This window comes from Micromonospora sp. NPDC051141 (assembly GCF_044455765.1).
Taxonomy (GTDB): domain Bacteria; phylum Actinomycetota; class Actinomycetes; order Mycobacteriales; family Micromonosporaceae; genus Micromonospora.
The window spans coordinates 42,097-60,696 of sequence record NZ_JBITFD010000012.1 but is presented as its reverse complement, the minus strand read 5'-3'; the positions used below and the strand labels follow the sequence as shown (position 1 = coordinate 60,696).

Sequence of the window (18,600 nt, the reverse complement as noted above, 5' to 3'; positions counted from 1 at the left end):
GCTCGCTGAAGGTGCCGAAAAGCCTCCCCCGCGTCCGGTTCTCAGCGTCCGGCCAGCTCGTCGACGTCGAGCAGGGACCGGTCGACCCGCCCGGACCGGTAGGCGGCCCGTCCGATCATCTGCGCGGCGACCGGCGCGGTGGAGAGCTGGAAGATCGCCACCAGCGCCAGCATGCCCAGGTCCGAGCCGGTACGCAGCCGCAACGCCAGCCCGCCCAGCAACAGCAGCACGCCGAGCACCTGCGGTTTCGTGGCGGCGTGCATCCGGTCCAGGGTGTCCGGGAAGCGCACCAGCCCGATGCCGGCGACCAGGCTCAGCAGCGCGCCGCCCAGCAGCAGGAGCCCACCCGCCCAGTCCGCCACCACCGTCACGACCGTCACGATTCGGCCCGGACGGCGAAGCGGACCAGGGAGACCGAGCCCACGAAGCCGAGCAGGGAGAGCACCACCAGCACGGGCAGCGTGGTGGCGTGCCGGTTCACCGCCGCCTCCGCCCCCACCGCGCCGAGCATGGCGGCGAGCAGCAGGTCGGCGCCGACGATGCGGTCGAGCAGGGACGGGCCACGGTAGATCCGGGTCAGGGCGAGCAGCGCGGTGGCCGAGAGCAGCACGGTCAGCGCGACGGCGAGCAGGACGGTCACGGGTGGTTCCTCCGTTCGACGGGTTCGGTGTCGAGCTGGCGTACCTCGGTGGGGGCGCCGACGGCGCGGACGATGCGCCGTTCGACGGCGAGCACGCGGTCGCGGCTGCCGGTCAGGTCCTCGGGGCCGCGCACGTCGAGCACGTGCACGTAGAGCACCCCGCGCGTGCGGTCGGTGTCGAGGATCAGGGTGCCCGGCACCAGCGAGATCACCTCGGCGGTGAGCGCCAGGTTGAGGTCGGTGCGGACCCGCAGCGGCACCGCGATGATCCCGCCGCGCGGCCGGTAGCCGGGGCGCAACGCGACGGCGGCGACGTGCACGCTGGCGCTGACCAGCTCCCCGACGAACGTGCCGGCGAGCACCAGCAGCGGCCCCGGCCGCAGCCGCCCGCCGAAGGTGACCGACGGCAGCGGGAAGAAGAACAGCACCGCCGCGCCGATCGCCAGGCCGGTGAGCAGGTTGCCCCAGGAGACGTCGCCCCAGAGCAGCAGCCAGACGACGACCAGCCAGCCGAGCGCCACGGCCTGGTCGCGCCGACGGCCGCCGCGACCCACCGTCGGCGGCTCGCCGTCCGGCGTCGCGCCGCCCCGGTCCGGGCCCGGGTCGGCGGTCACGGCACGTCCCGGGGCAGCACGGCCCGCACGTACGGGGTGCGTTGGCGCAGGTCGGTGGCGGCGTCCGCGGTGACCTGGAACAGCGGGCCGGCCACCAGCGTGAGCAGCACGCCGAGCCCGACGAGCGCGGCGGTGGCACCGACCATCAGGTGGGGCAGTCGGGCGTCCGGCGTGGTGGTGGCCAGCCGCGGCGCCCGCCAGAACGCGATGTTCCACACCCGGGACGCCACGTAGAGCGTCAGCAGGCTGGTCAGCGCGCCGGCGCCGACCAGCACGGCGGGCAGCGCGCCGCCGGCCGCCACGCCGGCCTGGAGCAGGCCGAGCTTGCCGAGGAAGCCGGAGAACGGCGGGATGCCGGCCAGGTTCATCGCCGGGACGAAGAAGAGCACCGCGACCACCGGGGTGACCCGCGCCAGCCCGCCGAGCCGACGCAGGTCGGTGCTGCCGGCGCGTTCCTCGACCAGGCCGGCGACCAGGAAGAGCGTGGTCTGGACGGTGATGTGGTGCACCACGTAGAAGATCGCGCCGGACAGACCGGCGACGCTGCTCAACGCCACCCCGAAGATCATGTAGCCGATGTGGCTGACCAGCGTGAAGGAGAAGAGCCGCTTCATGTCCGACTGCGCCACCGCGCCCAGGACGCCCACCACCATCGTCAGACCGGCCACCACCATCAGCAGGCCGTCGACCTGGCCGCCGGGGAAGAGCAGCGTCTCGGTGCGGATGATCGCGTACACGCCGACCTTGGTCAGCAGGCCGGCGAAGACCGCGGTCACCGGCGCGGGCGCGGTCGGATAGCTGTCCGGCAGCCAGGCGGAGACCGGGAAGACCGCCGCCTTGATGCCGAACGCGAGCAGCAGCATGAGCTGCAACACCAGGCGTACGCCGGCGGGCAGCGCGTCCAGCCGGCCGGCGAGCTGCGCCATGTTCAGCGTGCCGGTGGCCGCGTACACCAGCCCGACGGCGGACAGGAAGAGCAGCGACGACAGGATGCTGACCACCACGTACGTCGAGCCGGTGCGCAGCCGCACCTCGGTGCCGCCCAGCGTGATCAGCACGAAGCTCGCGGCCAGCAGGATCTCGAAGCCGACGAACAGGTTGAACAGGTCCCCGGCCAGGAACGCGTTCGTCACACCGGCGGTGAGCACCAGGTAGGTGGGGTGGAAGATGCTCACCGGCGCGGTCTCGCCGGTCTCCGCCCGACCCTGGCCGATCGAGTAGAGCAGCACGCAGAGCGTGACCGCCGAGGAGACCACCACCATGAGCGCCGCCAACTGGTCGGCGACCAGCACGATGCCGACCGGCGCCGGCCACCCGCCGACGCGCACCACCACCGGCCCGTACCGGTACGCCTGCACCAGCAGCACCACCGCGACCAGCAGCACGCCGGCCAGGCAGAGCACGCTTATCGAGCGCTGCAACCGGGGCCGGCCGGTCAGCATCAGGGTCAGCGCCGCGCCGAGCAGCGGCACCACCACCGGCAGCGGCACCAGCCCCCTCACGGTGCCGCCTTCGCTCGCCGCGGAACCGGATCGCTCATGAGCCCTCGTTCCGGCGCAGCCGGCGGCGGGCCGGCTCCGGGTCGACCTGTTCCGGGTCGTCGTCCGGGCCCTCGCCGCCGAGGTCCGCGGTGGCCACCTCGTTGCGCTCGGCCAGCCGGACGGTCTGCCGGTCCTCCAGGTCGTCCTGCACCTCGTCGTCGCCGCTGGTGTACCAGCTCCGGTAGGCCACCGCGAGCAGGAACGCGGTCAGCCCGAACGTGATCACCACGGCGGTGAGCACCATGGCCTGCGGCAGGGCGTCGCTCATGTCGCCGGCCGGCGCGGTGCCGACCAGCGGGGCGGCGCCGGACCGCCCGCCGAGCAGGATGAGCAGGTTCACCCCGTTGCCGAGCAGGACGACGCCGAGCAGGATCCGGGTCAGGCTGCGTTCCAGCAGCAGCGTGACGCCGGTGGCGACGAGCACTCCGACCGCCAGCACCAGCACCAACGTCGGCCCGGTCACGCGCCCGGCCCCTCACGCCGGACCGTCAGGCCACGGCCCGGCTCGCCGGCCGCCTCGACGTGCCGGTCCACCTCGGCGCCCAGGCTGCGCAGGATGTCCAGCACCAGCCCGACCACCACCAGATAGACGCCGATGTCGAAGAAGAGCGACGTGACCAGGTAGAAGTGGCCGATCAGCGGCAGCCACAGATCCACCTTGACGCTCTGTAGCACCTCGCCGCCGAGCACCAGACCGAGCACGCCGACGCCGACCGAGACCGCCAGGCCGGCACCGAGCACCATGCCGGCCCCGACCGGCGCGGCCTCGGCCAGCTCGTACCGCCCGCCGGCCAGGTAGCGGAGGGCCAGCGCGAGGCCGGCGACCAGCCCGCCGGAGAACCCACCGCCCGGCGCGTTGTGCCCGGAGAAGAGCAGGAACAGCGAGAAGAGCAGCACGGTGTGGAAGATCAGCCGGGTGACCACCTCGAACACGATCGAGCGCCGCCGCTCGTGCAGCGTCTGCCCGCCGCGCAGCCAGACCGTACGGCCGGGGCGCGGCACCGCCGGGCGGGGGCGGCGCGGGCGCGGCCCGGTGCGGGAGCGCTCGAAGATCAGGCTGGCCACCCCGGTCGCGGTCACCACCAGCACCGAGATCTCGCCCATGGTGTCCCAGGCCCGGATGTCCACGAGCGTCACGTTGACGACGTTGCGGCCATACCCCTGCGCGACCGCGAGGTCGGGGAACGCCGCGGAGATCGACGGCGCCCGGCGGGCACCGGCCGCGGTCAGCGCCAGGCCGGCCATCACCAGGCCGGCGGCGACGCCGATTGCCCGCCGCAGCCACCGACTGCGGCGCAGCGGTCGGGCCGAGAAGCGTTCCGGCAGCCGGCGCAGCACCAGCACGAAGACGGCGATGGTGGCGGTCTCCACCAGGAACTGGGTGAGCGCCAGGTCCGGCGCGCCGTAGAGGACGAACATCATCGCGGTGCCGTAGCCGGTCACGCCGACCAGCAGCATGGCGGTGAGCCGGCGGCGCGCGCCCACCGCGAGCACCGCCGCGACCGCGATCACCACGCACACCACCAGTTGGGTCGGATTGTCCCAGGGCGCCAGCCCGACCCGCCACGGCGCGGTGGCCACCATCGCCCCGCCCGGCACGAACACCAGGACGAGCAGCACGGTGCCGAGGTACTGCGGCAGCGAACCGCGCTGGGTGACGCCGGTGACCTCGATGGCGAGCCGGTCGAACCGGTGGATCATCCACTCGTACCCCTGGTTGCCGCCCACCGGCGACCGCAGCCGGGCCAGCGCGGGGGCGAGCGGGCCGCGGGCCAGGTGCAGCAGCGCGCCGCCGGCCAGCACCAGCGCGGAGAGGCCGAGCGCCACGGTGGGCCCGTGCCAGAGCGCCAGATGCTCCTCGACCGGGCCGAACAGCTCGGCGTACGGCTGGAGCAGGCCGCCCACCCAGCCGGCGGTCAGGCCGGCGGCGAGCCCGGCCACGGCCAGCAGCGCCGGGGGCACGACCATCGCCACCGGCGGTCGGTCCAGCACGGTGTCCCGGACCCCGGGTCGGGTGCCGAACGCGCCCCACAGGAAGCGGATGCTGTAGCCCGCCGTCAACGCGCTGCCGGCGACCAGCACCACCAGCACCCACGGCCGGTCGGTGAACGCGGCGAGCACGCCTTCCTTGGCCACGAAGCCGAGCAGCGGCGGGACGCCGGCCATCGACGCGGCGGCCAGCGCGGCGACGGTGGCCAGCAGCGGCGCGGCCCGGCCCACGCCGGACAGGTCCCGCAGATCCCGGCTGCCCGTGGCGTGGTCGAGGAGCCCGACGACGAGGAAGAGCGCGGCCTTGAACAGCGCGTGCGCGGCCAGCAGGGCGACGCCGGCCAGCGCCGCGGCCGGGGTGCCCGCCCCGAACGCCACCGCCAGCAGGCCGAGCTGACTGACCGTGCCGTACGCCAGCAGCAGTTTCAGGTCGCACTGCCGCAGCGCCGCCCAGCCGCCGCCGACCAGCGTGACCAGCCCGGCGACCACGGTGACCGGCCGCCACGGCCCGGCCGGGGCGAGCGCCGGGCCGAGCAGCCCGATCAGGAAGATGCCGGCCTTCACCATCGCCGCCGCGTGCAGGTACGCGCTGACCGGGGTCGGGGCGGCCATCGCCACCGGCAGCCAGGCGTTGAACGGGAACACCGCGGACTTGGCCAGCGCGCCGGTCAGGATCAGCAGCACGGCGGTGGCCAGGTACCCGCCGCCGGGCAGCGGCGCGGCGGCCACGGCCGACCAGCGGTAGCTCCCGGCGTGGTGGCCGAGCAGCAGGAAGCCGACCAGCATGGCCAGCCCGCCCAGCGTGGTGACGGTGAGCGCCTGGGCGGCGGCCCACCGGCTGGCCCGGCGTTCGGCGCTGTGCCCGATCAGCAGGTAGGAGAAGACGGTGGTCAGCTCCCAGAAGACGTAGAGCAGCAGCAGGTCGTCGGCGACGACGAGGCCGAGCATCGCGCCGGCGAACGCGACCAGCACGGCGGCGAACCGGGCCAACCCCACCGAGCCGGGTGGGAAGTAGCCGGCGGAGTAGACGAGCACCAGCGCGCCGACGCCGCCGACCAGCAGCAGCATCAGCCAGGACAGCGTGGTGACCCGCAGGGCCAGGTCGAACCGGAGCTGCGAGATCCAGGGGTACGTCTCGACCACCGCGCCGCCGTGGCGTACCGCGCCGGTGTGCGCCACCGCCCAGCCGGCCGTGGCCGCCGGGGCGAGCGCCAGCAGCAGGCAGGCGCGCGGGCCCCACCTGCGGACCAGCAGCGGGGCGAGCAGCGCCGCCACCAGGTGCAGGATCAGCAGGACGAGCACGCGTACTCCCGGTCGAGGTACAGCGCGGGGGCACGCTGCGGGTACGACCGATCACACGCCACTTCCCCACCCGCCGCGCCGTTTTCCCCGAAACCCGTCAGGGGAAGCGGGCCGGGTTTCGGCGGGGGTCGCCGGGCTGGGTCGGGTGGTTGAGCTGGCGGGCGGCCCGGTCCACCACGCGCTGGGCGGCGGCGAGGGAGCGGACCGGGAGCCGGGTGTCGCGACTCTCCCGGCGCAGCACGAAGTAGTGCACCGCGGCGCGGACCAGCGCGCGGTCGGCGGCGCTGGACCGGGCGGTGGCGACGACCAGCTGACGCAGGCGCTCGGCCAACTCCTCGGCCAGCTTCAGCTCCGGGCCGTGCAGACCGGCGCGGAGCGAGGCGAGCCGGCTGTCGACCTTGCGGATGAGCACGTCGGTGCCGGGTCGAGAGCCTCGCTCCTCAACGGTCATTCACGCCTCCACCCACGCCACGTTGCGAGTGAAGTTACTTTATGTTGCATGCCGCAAGCAAGCAGTTAAGTGAGACTTAACGGAACAAATCCCCTATTCGTCGCGTCAATTGTCCGCCCGGTACGGAACCACCCCGGCGACGGGCCGGATGTCGTACCGGCGGGGCAGGATGGTGCCGTGGCGGACGAGGTGGCCCCGGCCGACGGGGTGCTGGCGGAGTTCGGCGCGGCGACCCGGGAGTGGTTCACCGCGGCGTTCGCCGCGCCCACGCCGGCCCAGGCGGGCGCCTGGCGCTCGATCGCCGCCGGTCACCACGCGCTCGTGGTCGCCCCGACCGGCTCCGGCAAGACGCTCGCGGCGTTCCTCTGGTCGCTCGACCGGTTGGGCAAGGAGCCTCCGCCGGCCGACCCCCGGCGGCGGTGCCGGGTGCTCTACGTCAGCCCGCTCAAGGCGCTCGCCGTCGACGTGGAGCGCAACCTGCGCACCCCGCTCATCGGCATCCGGCAGGCCGCCACCCGGCTCGCGCTCGCCCCGCCCGACATCACCGTCGGCATGCGCACCGGCGACACCCCGGCCGACGAGCGGCGGGCCTTCGCCCGCACCCCGCCGGACGTCCTCATCACCACGCCCGAGTCGCTGTTCCTGCTGCTCACCTCCGCCGCCCGCGACTCGCTGCGCGGGGTGGACACGGTGATCGTCGACGAGGTGCACGCGGTGGCCGGCACCAAGCGCGGCGCCCACCTGGCGCTCTCCCTGGAACGCCTCGACGCGCTGCTGGAGCGGCCCGCCCAACGCATCGGGCTGTCCGCCACGGTGCGCCCGATCGACGTCTGCGCCCGCTTCCTCGGCGGCGCCCGCCCGGTCGACGTGGTGCAGCCGCCGGCCGACAAGACCATCGAGGTCAGCGTCCAGGTGCCGGTGGAGGACATGACCCGCCTCGACGAGCAGGAGCCCCCGGAGGACGAGCTGGGCGGGCTCGGCCCGCGCCGGCCCTCGATCTGGCCGGCCGTCGAGGAGCGGGTGCTCGCGTTGATCCGCGCGCACCGGTCCACGATCGTGTTCACCAACTCGCGGCGGGGGGCGGAGCGCCTCTGTGCCCGCCTCAACGAGCTGGCCGCCGAGGAGGCGGAGGCGGCGTCCGCCCCGCAGGGCAGCCGCGTGGCCCGGGGCGGGGAGCCGGTGCGCGTATCCGATCTGCTGCCCGGCGTCGACGGCCCGCCGGCCGGCGACCGGGCCGGGCCGGTGCGCGCGCCCCGGCAGCCGGCCGAGGTGATGGCGCAGTCCGGGGCCGCGGCCGGGGCGCCGTCGGTGATCGCGCGGGCGCACCACGGCAGCGTCTCCCGGGAGGAGCGCAAGCACATCGAGGAGGCGCTCAAGTCCGGTCAGCTTCCCGCCGTGGTGGCCACCTCCAGCCTGGAGCTGGGCATCGACATGGGCGCGGTCGACCTGGTGGTGCAGATCGAGGCGCCGCCGAGCGTCGCGGCCGGGCTGCAACGGGTGGGCCGGGCCGGGCACCAGGTCGGCGCCGTCTCCCGGGGCGTGGTCTTCCCCAAGCACCGCGGCGACCTGCTCTCCTGCACGGTGGTCGCCGAGCGGATGGGCGAGGGCGCGATCGAGGAGCTGCACTACCCGCGCAACCCGCTCGACGTGCTGGCCCAGCAGATCGTCGCGATGGTGGCGTTGGAGCCGTGGCCGCTCGGCGACCTGGCCGTGCTGGTGCGGCGCGCGGCGCCCTTCGCCGAGCTGCCCGACTCGGCGCTGCACGCGGTGCTCGACATGCTTTCCGGCCGCTACCCGTCCACCGCCTTCGCCGAGCTGCGTCCCCGGCTGGTCTGGGACCGCGCCACCGACGTGCTGACCGGCCGGCCCGGCGCCCAGCGGCTCGCGGTGACCAGCGGCGGCACCATTCCCGACCGGGGGCTGTTCGGCGTCTTCCTGGCCGGGGCCGAGCGGGCCGCGCGGGTCGGCGAGCTGGACGAGGAGATGGTCTACGAGTCGCGCGTCGGCGACGTGTTCCTGCTCGGCTCGTCGTCCTGGCGCATCGAGGAGATCACCCCCGACCGGGTGCTGGTCTCCCCCGCGCCGGGGCAGGCCGCGCGGATGCCGTTCTGGAAGGGCGACCAGCTCGGCCGGCCGGTCGAGCTGGGCCGTGCGATCGGCGCCCGGGTCCGTGCGCTGCTGCGACAGTCCGACGCCGACGCGGTGGCGGCGCTGCGCGCCGGCGGGCTGGACGACTGGGCCGCCGGCAACCTGATGACGTACCTCCGCGAGCAGAAGGCGGCCACCCGGTCGCTGCCCGACGACCGGACGGTGGTGGTCGAGCGCTTCCGCGACGAGCTGGGCGACTGGCGGCTCGCCGTGCACTCGGTGCTCGGCGCCCGGGTCAACGGCCCGTGGGCGCTCGCCATCGGCCGCCGGCTGGCCGAACGCTACGGTGTGGACGCCCAGGTCATGCCCTCCGACGACGGCATCGTGGTGCGACTGCCGGACACCGCCGAGGAGCCGCCCGGCGCGGACGTGGTGGTCTTCGAGCCGGACGAGATCGCCCAGCTCGTCGAGGAGTCGGTCGGCACGTCGGCGCTGTTCGCCGCCCGGTTCCGTGAGTGCGCGGCCCGCTCGTTGCTGCTGCCCCGCCGCGACCCGCGCCGCCGGCAGCCGCTCTGGGCGCAACGTCAGCGCGCCGCGCAACTGCTCGACGTGGCCCGCGAGTACGCCGACTTCCCGGTCACCCTGGAGGCCGCCCGGGAGTGCCTCCAGGACGTCTTCGACCAGCCGGCCCTCGGCGGGCTGATGCGCGACCTGGCCGCCCGCAAGGTGCGCCTGGTCGAGGTGGAGTCCGAACGCCCGTCCCCGTTCGCCAGGTCGCTGCTGTTCGGGTACGTCGGGGCGTTCCTCTACGAGGGCGACGCGCCGCTGGCCGAGCGGCGGGCCGCCGCGTTGGCGCTCGACTCCGGGCTGCTGGGCGAGCTGCTCGGCCGGGTCGACCTGCGGGAGCTGCTCGACCCGGCGGTGCTCGCCGAGACCGAGCGGCAGTTGCGGTGGCGCACCGAGCAGCGGCGGCCCCGCGACGCCGAGGACGTGGTCGAGCTGCTCCGGGTGGTCGGCGACCTGAGCCCGGCCGAGCTGGCCGAGCGCGGGGTGCCGGAGGCGTGGCCGGTGGAGCTGGCGGCGGCCCGCCGGGTGCTGCGGGTCCGGGTCGCCGGCGAGGACCGCTGGGTGATCGTCGAGGACGCCGCCCGGCTGCGCGACGCGCTCGGGGTGGCCCTGCCGGTGGGGGTGGCCGAGGCCCACCTCGCGCCCGTGGCCGATCCGCTCGGTGACCTGGTCGCCCGGTACGCGCGCACCCACGGCCCGTTCGCGGCGGCCACCTGCGCCGCCCGGTTCGGGCTCGGGGTGTTCGTGGTCGAGCAGGCGCTGCGCCGGCTCTCGGCGACCGGTCGGGTGGTCTCCGGCGAGTTCGCCCCGGACAGCGTCGGCACCCAGTGGTGCGACGCGGAGGTGCTGCGCCTGCTGCGCCGCCGTTCCCTGGCGGCGCTGCGCCGGGAGATCGAGCCGGTGCCGCCCCGGGCGCTGGCCGCGTTCCTGCCCCGCTGGCAGCAGGTCGGCTCGTCGGCCCGGGGCGTCGAGGCGGTCGCCGCCGCCGTGGAGCAGGTGCAGGGCACCACCGTGCCGGCGTCCGCGCTGGAGCGTCTGGTGTTGCCGGCCCGGGTCGCCGACTACTCGCCGGCCCAGCTCGACGAGCTGTGCGCCGGCGGCGAGGTGGTCTGGGCCGGCGCCGGCGCGATCTCCGGCGGCGACGGGTGGGTGACGCTGGCGTACGCCGACGTCGCGCCGCTGCTGCTGCCGCCACCGGACGAGGCGTTGACGCTCACCCCGCTGCACGAGGCCGTGCTCGACGCGCTCGGCGACGGGCAGGCGCTGTTCTTCCGGTCGCTCTCCGATCGGGTCGGCGCCACCGACGACGCCGCGTTGTCGGCAGTGGTGTGGGACCTGGTCTGGGCCGGCCACCTGACCAACGACACGCTCGCGCCGCTGCGGGCCGCGCTGGGCGCGGGTGGGGCACACCGGTCCCGGCCGGCGGCGCCGCGCACCCGCTACCGCCGGCCCGGTCGGGTGGCGCTGCCCAGCCGGGGCGGCCCGCCGACCATGGCCGGCCGCTGGTCCCGGCTGCCGGAACGCGACCTGGACCCGACCCGTCGGGCCGCCGCCCTGGCCGACCTGCTGCTGGAACGGCACGGGGTGGTGACCCGGGGCGCGGTGGTGGCGGAGCAGGTGACAGGTGGTTTTGCGGCGGTCTACCCGGTGCTGTCGGCGTTGGAGGAGCGCGGGGCGGCCCGACGCGGCTACTTCGTCGAGGGCCTGGGCGCGGCCCAGTTCGCGGTGCCCGGCGCGGTCGACCGGATCCGCGCGCTGGCCGACGACAGCCGGGACCGGGGCGGCGGCCCGACCGTGGTGCTGGCGGCCACCGATCCGGCGAACCCGTACGGCGCGGCGCTGCCCTGGCCGGACCGCGTCGTCGACTCGGGCGACGGGGCGGCACCCGCCACCGGTCACCGGGCCGGGCGCAAGGCGGGCGCGCTGGTGGTGCTGGTCGGCGGTGACCTGGTGCTCTATGTGGAGCGGGGCGGGCGGACGATCCTCTCGTTCACCGACGACACCGACGCGCTCGGGGCGGCCGGCAAGGCGCTCGCGGACGCGGTGCACTCCGGCGCGCTCGGCGCGATCTCGGTGGAGCGCGCCGACGGCGAGGCGGTGCACTCCTCCCCGCTGCGCGACGCGCTGACCGCGGCCGGGTTCCGGGCCACCCCCCGGGGCCTGCGCCTGCGCGGCTGATCCGCCCGGAACCGGCCGGCACCACTCCGGCTGGCTCAGCCCCAACCGACCGGCACCGCACGGCTGGCCCGGCCCTGATCGACCGGCACCGCACGGACCGGCCGGCGGCACGGCCGGCTCCCGCCCGGACCGGACGACGCCGCACGGCTGGCTCAGCCCCAACCGACCGGCACCGCACGGCTGGCCCGGCCCTGATCGACCGGCACCGCCCGGACCGGCCGGCGGCACGGCCGGCTCCCGCCCGGACCGGCCGACGCCGCACGGCCACGGCGGGAGGGCGGGGCGACGTCTCGCTAGGGTGGCCGGAGACGACGAGGAGGAGCCGATGGCGAGTCATCCGGACGGCCCACCGGTGACGCGCCGGCCGTGCGTCTCGCTGACCACCGACTACGGGTTGGCGGACGGTTTCGTCGCGGCCTGCCACGGGGTGCTCGCGCGGCTCGCGCCGACCGCCCGGCTGATCGACGTGACGCACCTGGTGCCGCCGGGCGACGTTCGCCGGGGCGCTGCGGTGCTGGCGCAGACCGTGCCGTACCTGCCGGTCGGGGTGCACGTCGGGGTGGTCGACCCGGGGGTCGGCACCGAGCGGCGCGGCATCGCGCTGGCCACGCCCGGCGGGCTGCTGGTCGGGCCGGACAACGGCCTGCTCCTGCCCGCGGCGGAGGCGCTCGGCGGGGTGACCGCCGCGGTGGAGCTGACCAACCCGGCGTGGCTCGCGCCCGCCGTGTCCCGCACCTTCCACGGGCGGGACGTGTTCGTGCCGGTGGCCGCCCGGCTGGCGCTCGGCGCGCCGCCGGGCGGGGCCGGGCCGGCCGTCGACCCGGCCACCCTGGTCCGGCTGCCGGAGCCGGTCGTCCGGGCGGCGGACGCCGGGTTCGACGCCGAGGTGCTCACCGTCGACCACTTCGGCAACGTCCAGCTCGCCGCGCCGGGCCCGCTGCTCGACGGCCTGCCGTCCCGGGTGCTGGTGAACGGGCGCGAGGCCGTGCACGGCCGCACGTTCGGCGACGCCGCTCCCGGCGGACTGGTCGCCTACGTCGACTCGGCCGGCCTGGTGGCCGTGGCCGTGCACACCGGCCGCGCCGCCGACGTCCTCGCCCTCTCCCCCGGCGACCTGGTCACCGTCACCACCCCCTGACCTCGGCGATCTTGCGGTTCGGGCCCCGACAAAACGGCCGAAAGCCGCGCCGGACGGGCCGCAACTGCAAGATCCCCGGGGCGGGGGGTGGGTCAGCAGCGGGGGACGGGGGGGCCGGAGATCGAGGACAGGTACGCGTGGCTGACGTAGGTGCCGCCGACCAGGCGGTACCACCGGGTCGTGGTGCGGTAGGTGCCGGCGACGCGCTCGCCGGTCAGGTAGCACTGCACCGGCACCTGCGCGTGGGTGGCGGCGAGGCCCCGGCTCGCGTACGAGGTGCCCGCCCCGGTGCGCAGGGTCAGCGGCCCGGAGCCGACCACCGCCCGCGCCCCGCCCCCGGTCCAGAGCAGGGTCACGTTCACCCATGCGTTGTCGGTGAGCCGCAACCCGTCCCAGAACGTGCCGTCGGCCAGGTCCAGCCCGGCCGGGTTGCGCACGACCCGCCCGAACTGGTCCCGCCCGCCGTGGTAGCCGTCCTCGTAGGCGGCCTGTGCCTCGGGCCGGCCCTGCGGCAGGTCGCGCCAGTTCTCCCGGACGGTCGGCGGGTTCCACCAGTCGTCCCGGGTGTTCCACGGGCCGACGTCCCAGACCGGGGCGTACTCGCACCGGCTGCCGCTGGTGGTGCAGACCTTGACCGTGTAGTCGCCGGTGCCCCGGGGGGAGAGGCCGCGCCGGGTGGGCAGCGCGGCGAAGTGGTCGCGTGCGCCGACGACGTGCCCGTTGGCGGTGACGCCGCCGACCAGGCCGATCCGGGTCGCGTACACCCGGTAGGTGCGCCCGGCGGTGGGCTGGGTCGCGGCGGTGGTGGCCTGGTCGGCGGCGAGCGTCAGGTCGGTCACGGTGGCCTCGGCGGCGGCGCCCGGCGCGGTCAGCACGACGCGCGCCTGGACCCGGGTGACCGGCTGGTCGAAGACGGCCTCGGTGGCGTCGCGCCACTCGGTCCAGCCGCCGGCCCGCCAGCCGCGTACCTCGGCCGTCGCCGTGCCGCCGTCGCCGGTGCGGGCGGCGAGCCGGGCGCGTACCCGGGTGGCGGGCCGGTCCAGCGCGCGCGGCGCGGCGAGCAGGATGCCCTCGGCGACCGGGCCGGACGCGGCGGCGGGGCGGGTCCGGGCGGCGGGGCGGGGGTCGGCCAGCCGCAGGCGGCCGGCGCGCCAGGTGACGTTGACGTCGTCGCCACCGGCGACGGCGAGGTCGGCGGACCAGCGTTCTCCTCCGGTGGCGCGGGCCGGCGCGGCGGACGCGGCGGCGGGCAGGCCGGCGGTGGCGGTGAGCAGAGCGGTCAGGGCGATGACGGTACGACGGGCTCGGGCCATGGGATTCTCCTCAGAACCCCCTGATCCTGTCCGCTATCAGCACAAAAAAGAATATCGGTGCAGATAGCGAAACATGTGAATTCCGTTCGGTGGGCGACAATGGCGGGGTGCCCGAAGGTGACACCGTCTGGAACACCGCCCGCGTCCTGCACCGCGCGCTGGCCGGGGCCCGTCTCACCGGGTCGGACTTCCGCGTGCCGCAGCTCGCCACCACCGACCTGACCGGCTGGACCGTGCGCGAGTCGGCCAGCCGCGGCAAGCACCTGCTGCTGCGCCTCGCCGGTCCGGCCGGCGAGGACCGGACGCTGCACTCGCACCTGCGGATGGACGGCGCGTGGCGGGCGTACGCCCCGGGCGAGCGGTGGTCGGCCCGACCGGCGCACCTGATCCGGGTGGTGCTCCGCTCCGCCGGCGCGGTAGCGGTCGGCTACCACCTGCACGAGCTGGCGCTGATCCCGACCGCCGAGGAGGAGTCGCTCGTCGGTCACCTCGGTCCGGACCTGCTCGGTGCGGACTGGGACCCGGCCGAGGCGGTCCGCCGGCTGGCCGCGCACCCGGAGCAGAGCATCGGCGAGGCGCTGCTCGACCAGCGCAACCTGGCCGGGGTGGGCAACCTCTACAAGTGCGAGGTGCTGTTCCTGCGTGGGGTGTCGCCGTGGACACCGGTGCGCGACGTGCCCGACCTGGCCGGCACCGTGGCGCTGGCCCAACGGCTGCTGGCGGCGAACCGGGGCCGCTGGACCCAGAGCACCACCGGGGTGCTGCGCCGGGGCGGCACCAGTTACGTCTACGGCCGCCGGGCCCAGCCGTGCCGGCGCTGCGGGACCGCGATCCGCAAGGAGGAGCTGGGCGAGCGGGTGACCTACTGGTGCCCGGTCTGCCAGCCGGAGCGGACGTGACATGCAACTTCCACGAACCGCATAAGATCACCCGAGATACGGACGATTGGGTACTTCCCTCCCGCCCGTCCGGCGTCGCATGCTGCGGTGGACCGCTCACCGATCGTCAGCAGCGCGTACGCCCGCCACGCCGGGGTGACGGCCGGCGCGCCCCGATCCCGGGGAGAGCCATGGTGCTGTTCCGCAGACTCCGGCCGGGCCGGCCGGACCGGGCCGCCACGGTCGCCGAGGAGACCGCGCCCACCGTCCCGACCGCCCGCGCCGCCGACGAGACGCCCGCCGGACCGGCCGAACCCACCGGACCGGCCCCCCTCGACCCGGGCGGGGTGCCGCGCCTGTTCGGTCCGGTGCCGAACACCGCCGGCAGCCCGCTGCCCACGCTCGACCCGGACAGCCGCCCGGTCCCCGGCACCGGCCTGCGCAAGTTCGTCGACCCGTTGCCGCTGCCGGGCCGGCCGCCCACCGCCGGGCTCGGCGCCCGACTGCCGGTCGCGGTGCCGGACACCATCACCTGGCCGGGCTGCGACTACTACGAGATCGGCCTCCAGGAGTACGCGCAGCGCCTGCACCGGGACCTGCCGGCCACCCGGCTGCGTGGCTATCGCCAGCTCAACCTGGGCACGGACGGGTCCGGCCACAACACGGTGAGCCCGCCCGACCGGCCCTGGCACCTCGGACCGATGATCATGGCCCGGCGCGGCCGGCCGGTCCGGATCAAGTTCATCAACCAGCTCCCCACCGGCCGGGCCGGCGAACTGTTCCTGCCGGTCGACGAGACGGTCGACGGGGCCGGGACCGGGCCGCTCGACGGTCCCGCGCCGTACCCGCAGAACCGGGCCGTGCCGCACCTGGCCGGCGCGCGGACCGCCTGGATCAGCGCCGGCAACCCGTGGCAGTGGGTGACCCCGGCCGGCGAGATCACCCCGTACCCGGTCGGGGTGGGGGTGACGCCGGTGCCGGACATGCCGGCGCCCGGCGCGGGCGCCACCACGCTCTACTTCCCGAACGACCAGAGCGGCCGGCTGATGTGGCTGCACGACAACACGCTCGGCCTGTCCCGGCTCACCGTCTACGCCGGGCAGCTCGCGCTCTACCTGCTCACCGACCCGGCCGAGGACCGCCTCGTCGCCGACGGCGTGCTCCCCGCCGACCAGCTCCCGCTGGTGGTCGAGGACAAGACGTTCGTCCCCGACGACGCGCAGCTCGCCGCGCAGGACCCGACCTGGGACCGGGACCGCTGGGGCGCCAAGGGCAGCCTCTGGCACCCGCACGTCTACCAGCCCCGGCAGAACCCGTACCGGACCAGCGGCACGAACCCGACCGGGCGGTGGGACTACGGGCCGTGGGCGCACGACCCGGACGGCGGGACCAGCCCCTGGGTCGCCCCGGTGCCCAACCCGCACCACGACCCGGTCACCGAACCCGACGAGCCGCCGCTGGTCCCGGGCGTGCCGCACCCCTCGGCGGTCCCCGCGGCGTACGGGGACACGCCGCTGGTCAACGGCGTCGCGTACCCGTACCTGGAGGTCGAGCCGAAGGCGTACCGGTTCCGGATCCTGAACGCCTGCGCGGACCGGGCGCTCAACCTCCAGCTCTACCGGGCCGCCTCGGACGGGCCGATGTGGACGCCGGACGGCGACGCGGCCGACCCGCGCGCCGGCGAGGTGCCGATGGTCGAGGCGGTACGCGGGCCGGGGCGGCCGGCGTACTGGCCGGTGGACGGGCGCGACGGCGGCGTGCCCGACCCGGCCGCCGCCGGGCCGGAGCTGATCCAGATCGGCAACGAGGGTGGCCTGCTGCCGGCGCCGGTGGTGCTGACGAACCAGCCGGTCGGCTACCGCTACGACCGGCAGGACCCGACCGTGCTCAACGTGGACGGGCACACGCTGCTGCTCGCGCCCGGCGAACGCGCCGACGTGGTGGTGGACTTCTCCACCGTGCCGCCGGGCCGCACGCTGATCCTCTACAACGACGCCCCGGCCCCGCTGCCCCGCTTCGATCCGCGCTACGACCACCACACCGGCGCCGCCGACCGCACCGGCGCGGGCGGCCTGCCGCCGACCCACCCCGGCTACGGCCCGAACACGCGCACGCTGCTCCAGATCCGGGTGGTCGGCAGCCCGGCGCCCCGCTACGACAGGCGGCGGCTGGCCGCCCGGCTGCCCGCCGCGTACGCGCAGAGCCAGCCGCCGCCGATCGTGCCGCAACCGGCGTACGACCCGGCGTTCGGCACCCGCACCGCCGGCCCGACGCTGGTCCCGGCGCGTGCCACCTCGGTCACGTTCACCCCGGCCGGCGGGTCCGGCCCGGTCACGCTGCCGCTGGCGGTGAAGTCGGTCGGGCAGGTGTTCGAACCCCGGCACGGCCGGGCGGTGGGGCGACTCGGGGTCGGCCACCCGCTGGCCGGCCCGCTCGCGCCGGCCGTGCTGCCGCTCGGCCCGGCCGACCCGGTCACCGAGGAGCTGTTCGTGACCGACCCGACCGTGCCGGTGGGCGCGCCGACGGACGGCACCCAGCTCTGGCGGATCGTCGGCGACACGGACCGGACCCATCCGGTGCACGTGGCGGGCGTCGACGTGCAGGTGGTCAACCGGGTCGGCTGGGACGGCACGCTCCGCCCACCGGATCCGGGCGAGCTGGGCTGGAAGGACACCGTCCGGGTCAACCCCCGGGAGGACGTGGTGGTGGCGTTGCGCCCGGTCGCGCCCGCCCTGCCGTTCACGGTCGGCGACAGCGTACGGCTGCTCGATCCGAGCCGCCCGGCCGGCGCGCGGCTGGACGCCGGCCCGCTCAGCCCGGTCGACGGCCGGCCCGCGACGGTGGTCAACCAGGTGGTCAACCTGGGCTGGGAGTACCGCTGGCAGACGCGCTCGGCGGGGCTGCGCGACCAGGGCATGAGCCGGCCGCTGGTGCTGCGGGTGTCGCCCCGGGCGCCCACCGGCCTGACCGCCACGCCGGTGCCCGGCTCGGCCACCGCGCTGCCGGCCATCGCGCTGGCCTGGACCGGCAACGGCAGCCGCCCGCCGGCCACCAGCCATCGGCTGCAACGCGCCACCGACAGCGCCTTCACGACCGACCGCACCGAGCTCACCGTGGCCGCCACCGCGACCCGGTACACGGACGCGACGGTCACCCCCGGCGTCACCTACCACTACCGGATCCGCGCCGAGAACGCGGCTAGCTGCTCGGCCTGGTCGAACGACGCGCCGGCGGAGGTGCGGCTGACCGCGCCGTCCCGGCTGACCGCGGCGGTTCCGCCGGCCGCCCCGCTGCGGGTGGCGTTGCGCTGGGCGAACCACTCCTTCGCCACCGGGGTGGACGTGCAGCGGGCCACCAACCCGACGTTCACCAGCGGGCCGGGCACCACGGCGATCACCGTCGGCGAGGCCCACCTGGACCCGGTCGTCGCCCCGGACACCACGTACTACTACCGGGTACGCACCACGTACCTCGGCGCGGCCTCCCCCTGGTCGACGGTGGCCACGGTGACCACGCCGCCCCGGCCGGCCGCGCCCACCCGGGTCTCCGCCACCGCCGGCGCGCCGGCCCCGGACAGCACCACGGTGACGCTGAGCTGGTCGGCGTCGACGCCGGTCGGGCCGGGCGCCGGCTTCCTCGTCGAACGTGCCACCGACGCCGGCTTCACCCGGGACCCCACCACGTTCCGCGTCACCGGTCGCGGCTTCACCAACACCGCCCTGCCGCCCGGCGTCACCTACTACTACCGGGTGCGCGCGACGAACATCGTCGGCACCTCCCCGTGGACCCCCCCGATCCAGATCACCACCCCGGGCTGACCGCCGCCCTCCTCCCCCGCCATGGGCGCGAACGGCGCCTGCGGGCTGCGGGCTGCGGGCTGCGAAGGAGGCATCACTTCTGA

Annotated in this window: 12 protein-coding genes; 4 read left to right on the top strand and 8 right to left on the bottom strand. The window is 75.8% G+C overall.

The features are described 5' to 3' along the window. Window positions 1-41: 41 nt before the first annotated feature. The 7 genes from mnhG to ACIA6B_RS22420 form a co-directional block, all read right to left on the bottom strand. Window positions 42-371: a monovalent cation/H(+) antiporter subunit G gene (mnhG, locus tag ACIA6B_RS22450; protein WP_396775988.1), complete on the bottom strand. Its 330-nt coding sequence runs from the start codon at window positions 369-371 to the stop codon at window positions 42-44. Between the two features lie 5 nt (window positions 372-376). Then, window positions 377-640 (bottom strand): monovalent cation/H+ antiporter complex subunit F, encoded by a 264-nt coding sequence (locus ACIA6B_RS22445; protein ID WP_107156066.1) that lies wholly within the window; start codon window positions 638-640, stop codon window positions 377-379. Beyond that, window positions 637-1,254, bottom strand: coding sequence for a Na+/H+ antiporter subunit E (locus ACIA6B_RS22440; protein WP_396775985.1), 618 nt, complete (start codon window positions 1,252-1,254; stop codon window positions 637-639). The genes ACIA6B_RS22445 and ACIA6B_RS22440 overlap by 4 nt, the downstream gene beginning before the upstream one ends. Then, the gene (locus ACIA6B_RS22435; RefSeq protein WP_396775983.1) at window positions 1,251-2,756 is read right to left on the bottom strand and encodes a Na+/H+ antiporter subunit D; all 1,506 of its coding nucleotides are present in this window, start codon (window positions 2,754-2,756) and stop codon (window positions 1,251-1,253) included. Before ACIA6B_RS22435 ends, ACIA6B_RS22440 begins: the two co-directional genes overlap by 4 nt. Window positions 2,757-2,790: 34 nt before the next feature. Further along, complete coding sequence (locus ACIA6B_RS22430; protein WP_396775982.1) at window positions 2,791-3,258, bottom strand: Na(+)/H(+) antiporter subunit C; 468 nt, start codon at window positions 3,256-3,258, stop codon at window positions 2,791-2,793. Continuing rightward, window positions 3,255-6,086, bottom strand: a complete 2,832-nt coding sequence (locus tag ACIA6B_RS22425; protein WP_396775980.1) for a Na+/H+ antiporter subunit A — start codon at window positions 6,084-6,086, stop codon at window positions 3,255-3,257. The genes ACIA6B_RS22430 and ACIA6B_RS22425 overlap by 4 nt, the downstream gene beginning before the upstream one ends. Window positions 6,087-6,183: 97 nt before the next feature. Next, a complete protein-coding gene (locus tag ACIA6B_RS22420; RefSeq protein ID WP_396775978.1) occupies window positions 6,184-6,537 on the bottom strand; it encodes a hypothetical protein in 354 nt (117 codons plus the stop codon). Between the two features lie 177 nt (window positions 6,538-6,714). Here ACIA6B_RS22420 and ACIA6B_RS22415 point away from each other — a divergent pair, with 177 nt between their 5' ends. After that, on the top strand, window positions 6,715-11,370 hold the full coding sequence (locus tag ACIA6B_RS22415; protein ID WP_396775976.1) for an ATP-dependent helicase: 4,656 nt from the start codon (window positions 6,715-6,717) through the stop codon (window positions 11,368-11,370). 325 nt (window positions 11,371-11,695) lie between these two features. Then, window positions 11,696-12,508 carry an S-adenosyl-l-methionine hydroxide adenosyltransferase family protein gene (locus tag ACIA6B_RS22410; RefSeq protein WP_396775974.1) on the top strand — a complete coding sequence of 271 codons (813 nt, stop codon included), beginning with the start codon at window positions 11,696-11,698 and terminating at the stop codon, window positions 12,506-12,508. Window positions 12,509-12,600: 92 nt separating this feature from the next. Here the strand turns inward: ACIA6B_RS22410 and ACIA6B_RS22405 are convergent, their stop codons facing one another. Further along, window positions 12,601-13,821: a hypothetical protein gene (locus ACIA6B_RS22405; RefSeq protein WP_396775973.1), complete on the bottom strand. Its 1,221-nt coding sequence runs from the start codon at window positions 13,819-13,821 to the stop codon at window positions 12,601-12,603. Window positions 13,822-13,928: 107 nt separating this feature from the next. On the opposite strand from ACIA6B_RS22405, the gene ACIA6B_RS22400 reads away from it, so the two are divergent. Together ACIA6B_RS22400 and ACIA6B_RS22395 are read left to right on the top strand one after the other, a co-directional pair. Further along, window positions 13,929-14,720 (top strand): DNA-formamidopyrimidine glycosylase family protein, encoded by a 792-nt coding sequence (locus ACIA6B_RS22400; RefSeq protein WP_396775971.1) that lies wholly within the window; start codon window positions 13,929-13,931, stop codon window positions 14,718-14,720. Window positions 14,721-14,890: 170 nt separating this feature from the next. Continuing rightward, window positions 14,891-18,517, top strand: a complete 3,627-nt coding sequence (locus ACIA6B_RS22395; protein WP_396775970.1) for a fibronectin type III domain-containing protein — start codon at window positions 14,891-14,893, stop codon at window positions 18,515-18,517. The last annotated feature ends 83 nt before the right edge of the window (window positions 18,518-18,600 follow it).

Coding starts and splice junctions, on each gene's coding strand:
- ACIA6B_RS22420 (WP_396775978.1), bottom strand. CDS start 6,537: ATGACCGTTGAGGAGCGAGGCTCTCGACCCGGCACCGACGTGCTCATC.
- ACIA6B_RS22410 (WP_396775974.1), top strand. CDS start 11,696: ATGGCGAGTCATCCGGACGGCCCACCGGTGACGCGCCGGCCGTGCGTC.
- ACIA6B_RS22395 (WP_396775970.1), top strand. CDS start 14,891: ATGGTGCTGTTCCGCAGACTCCGGCCGGGCCGGCCGGACCGGGCCGCC.
- ACIA6B_RS22405 (WP_396775973.1), bottom strand. CDS start 13,821: ATGGCCCGAGCCCGTCGTACCGTCATCGCCCTGACCGCTCTGCTCACC.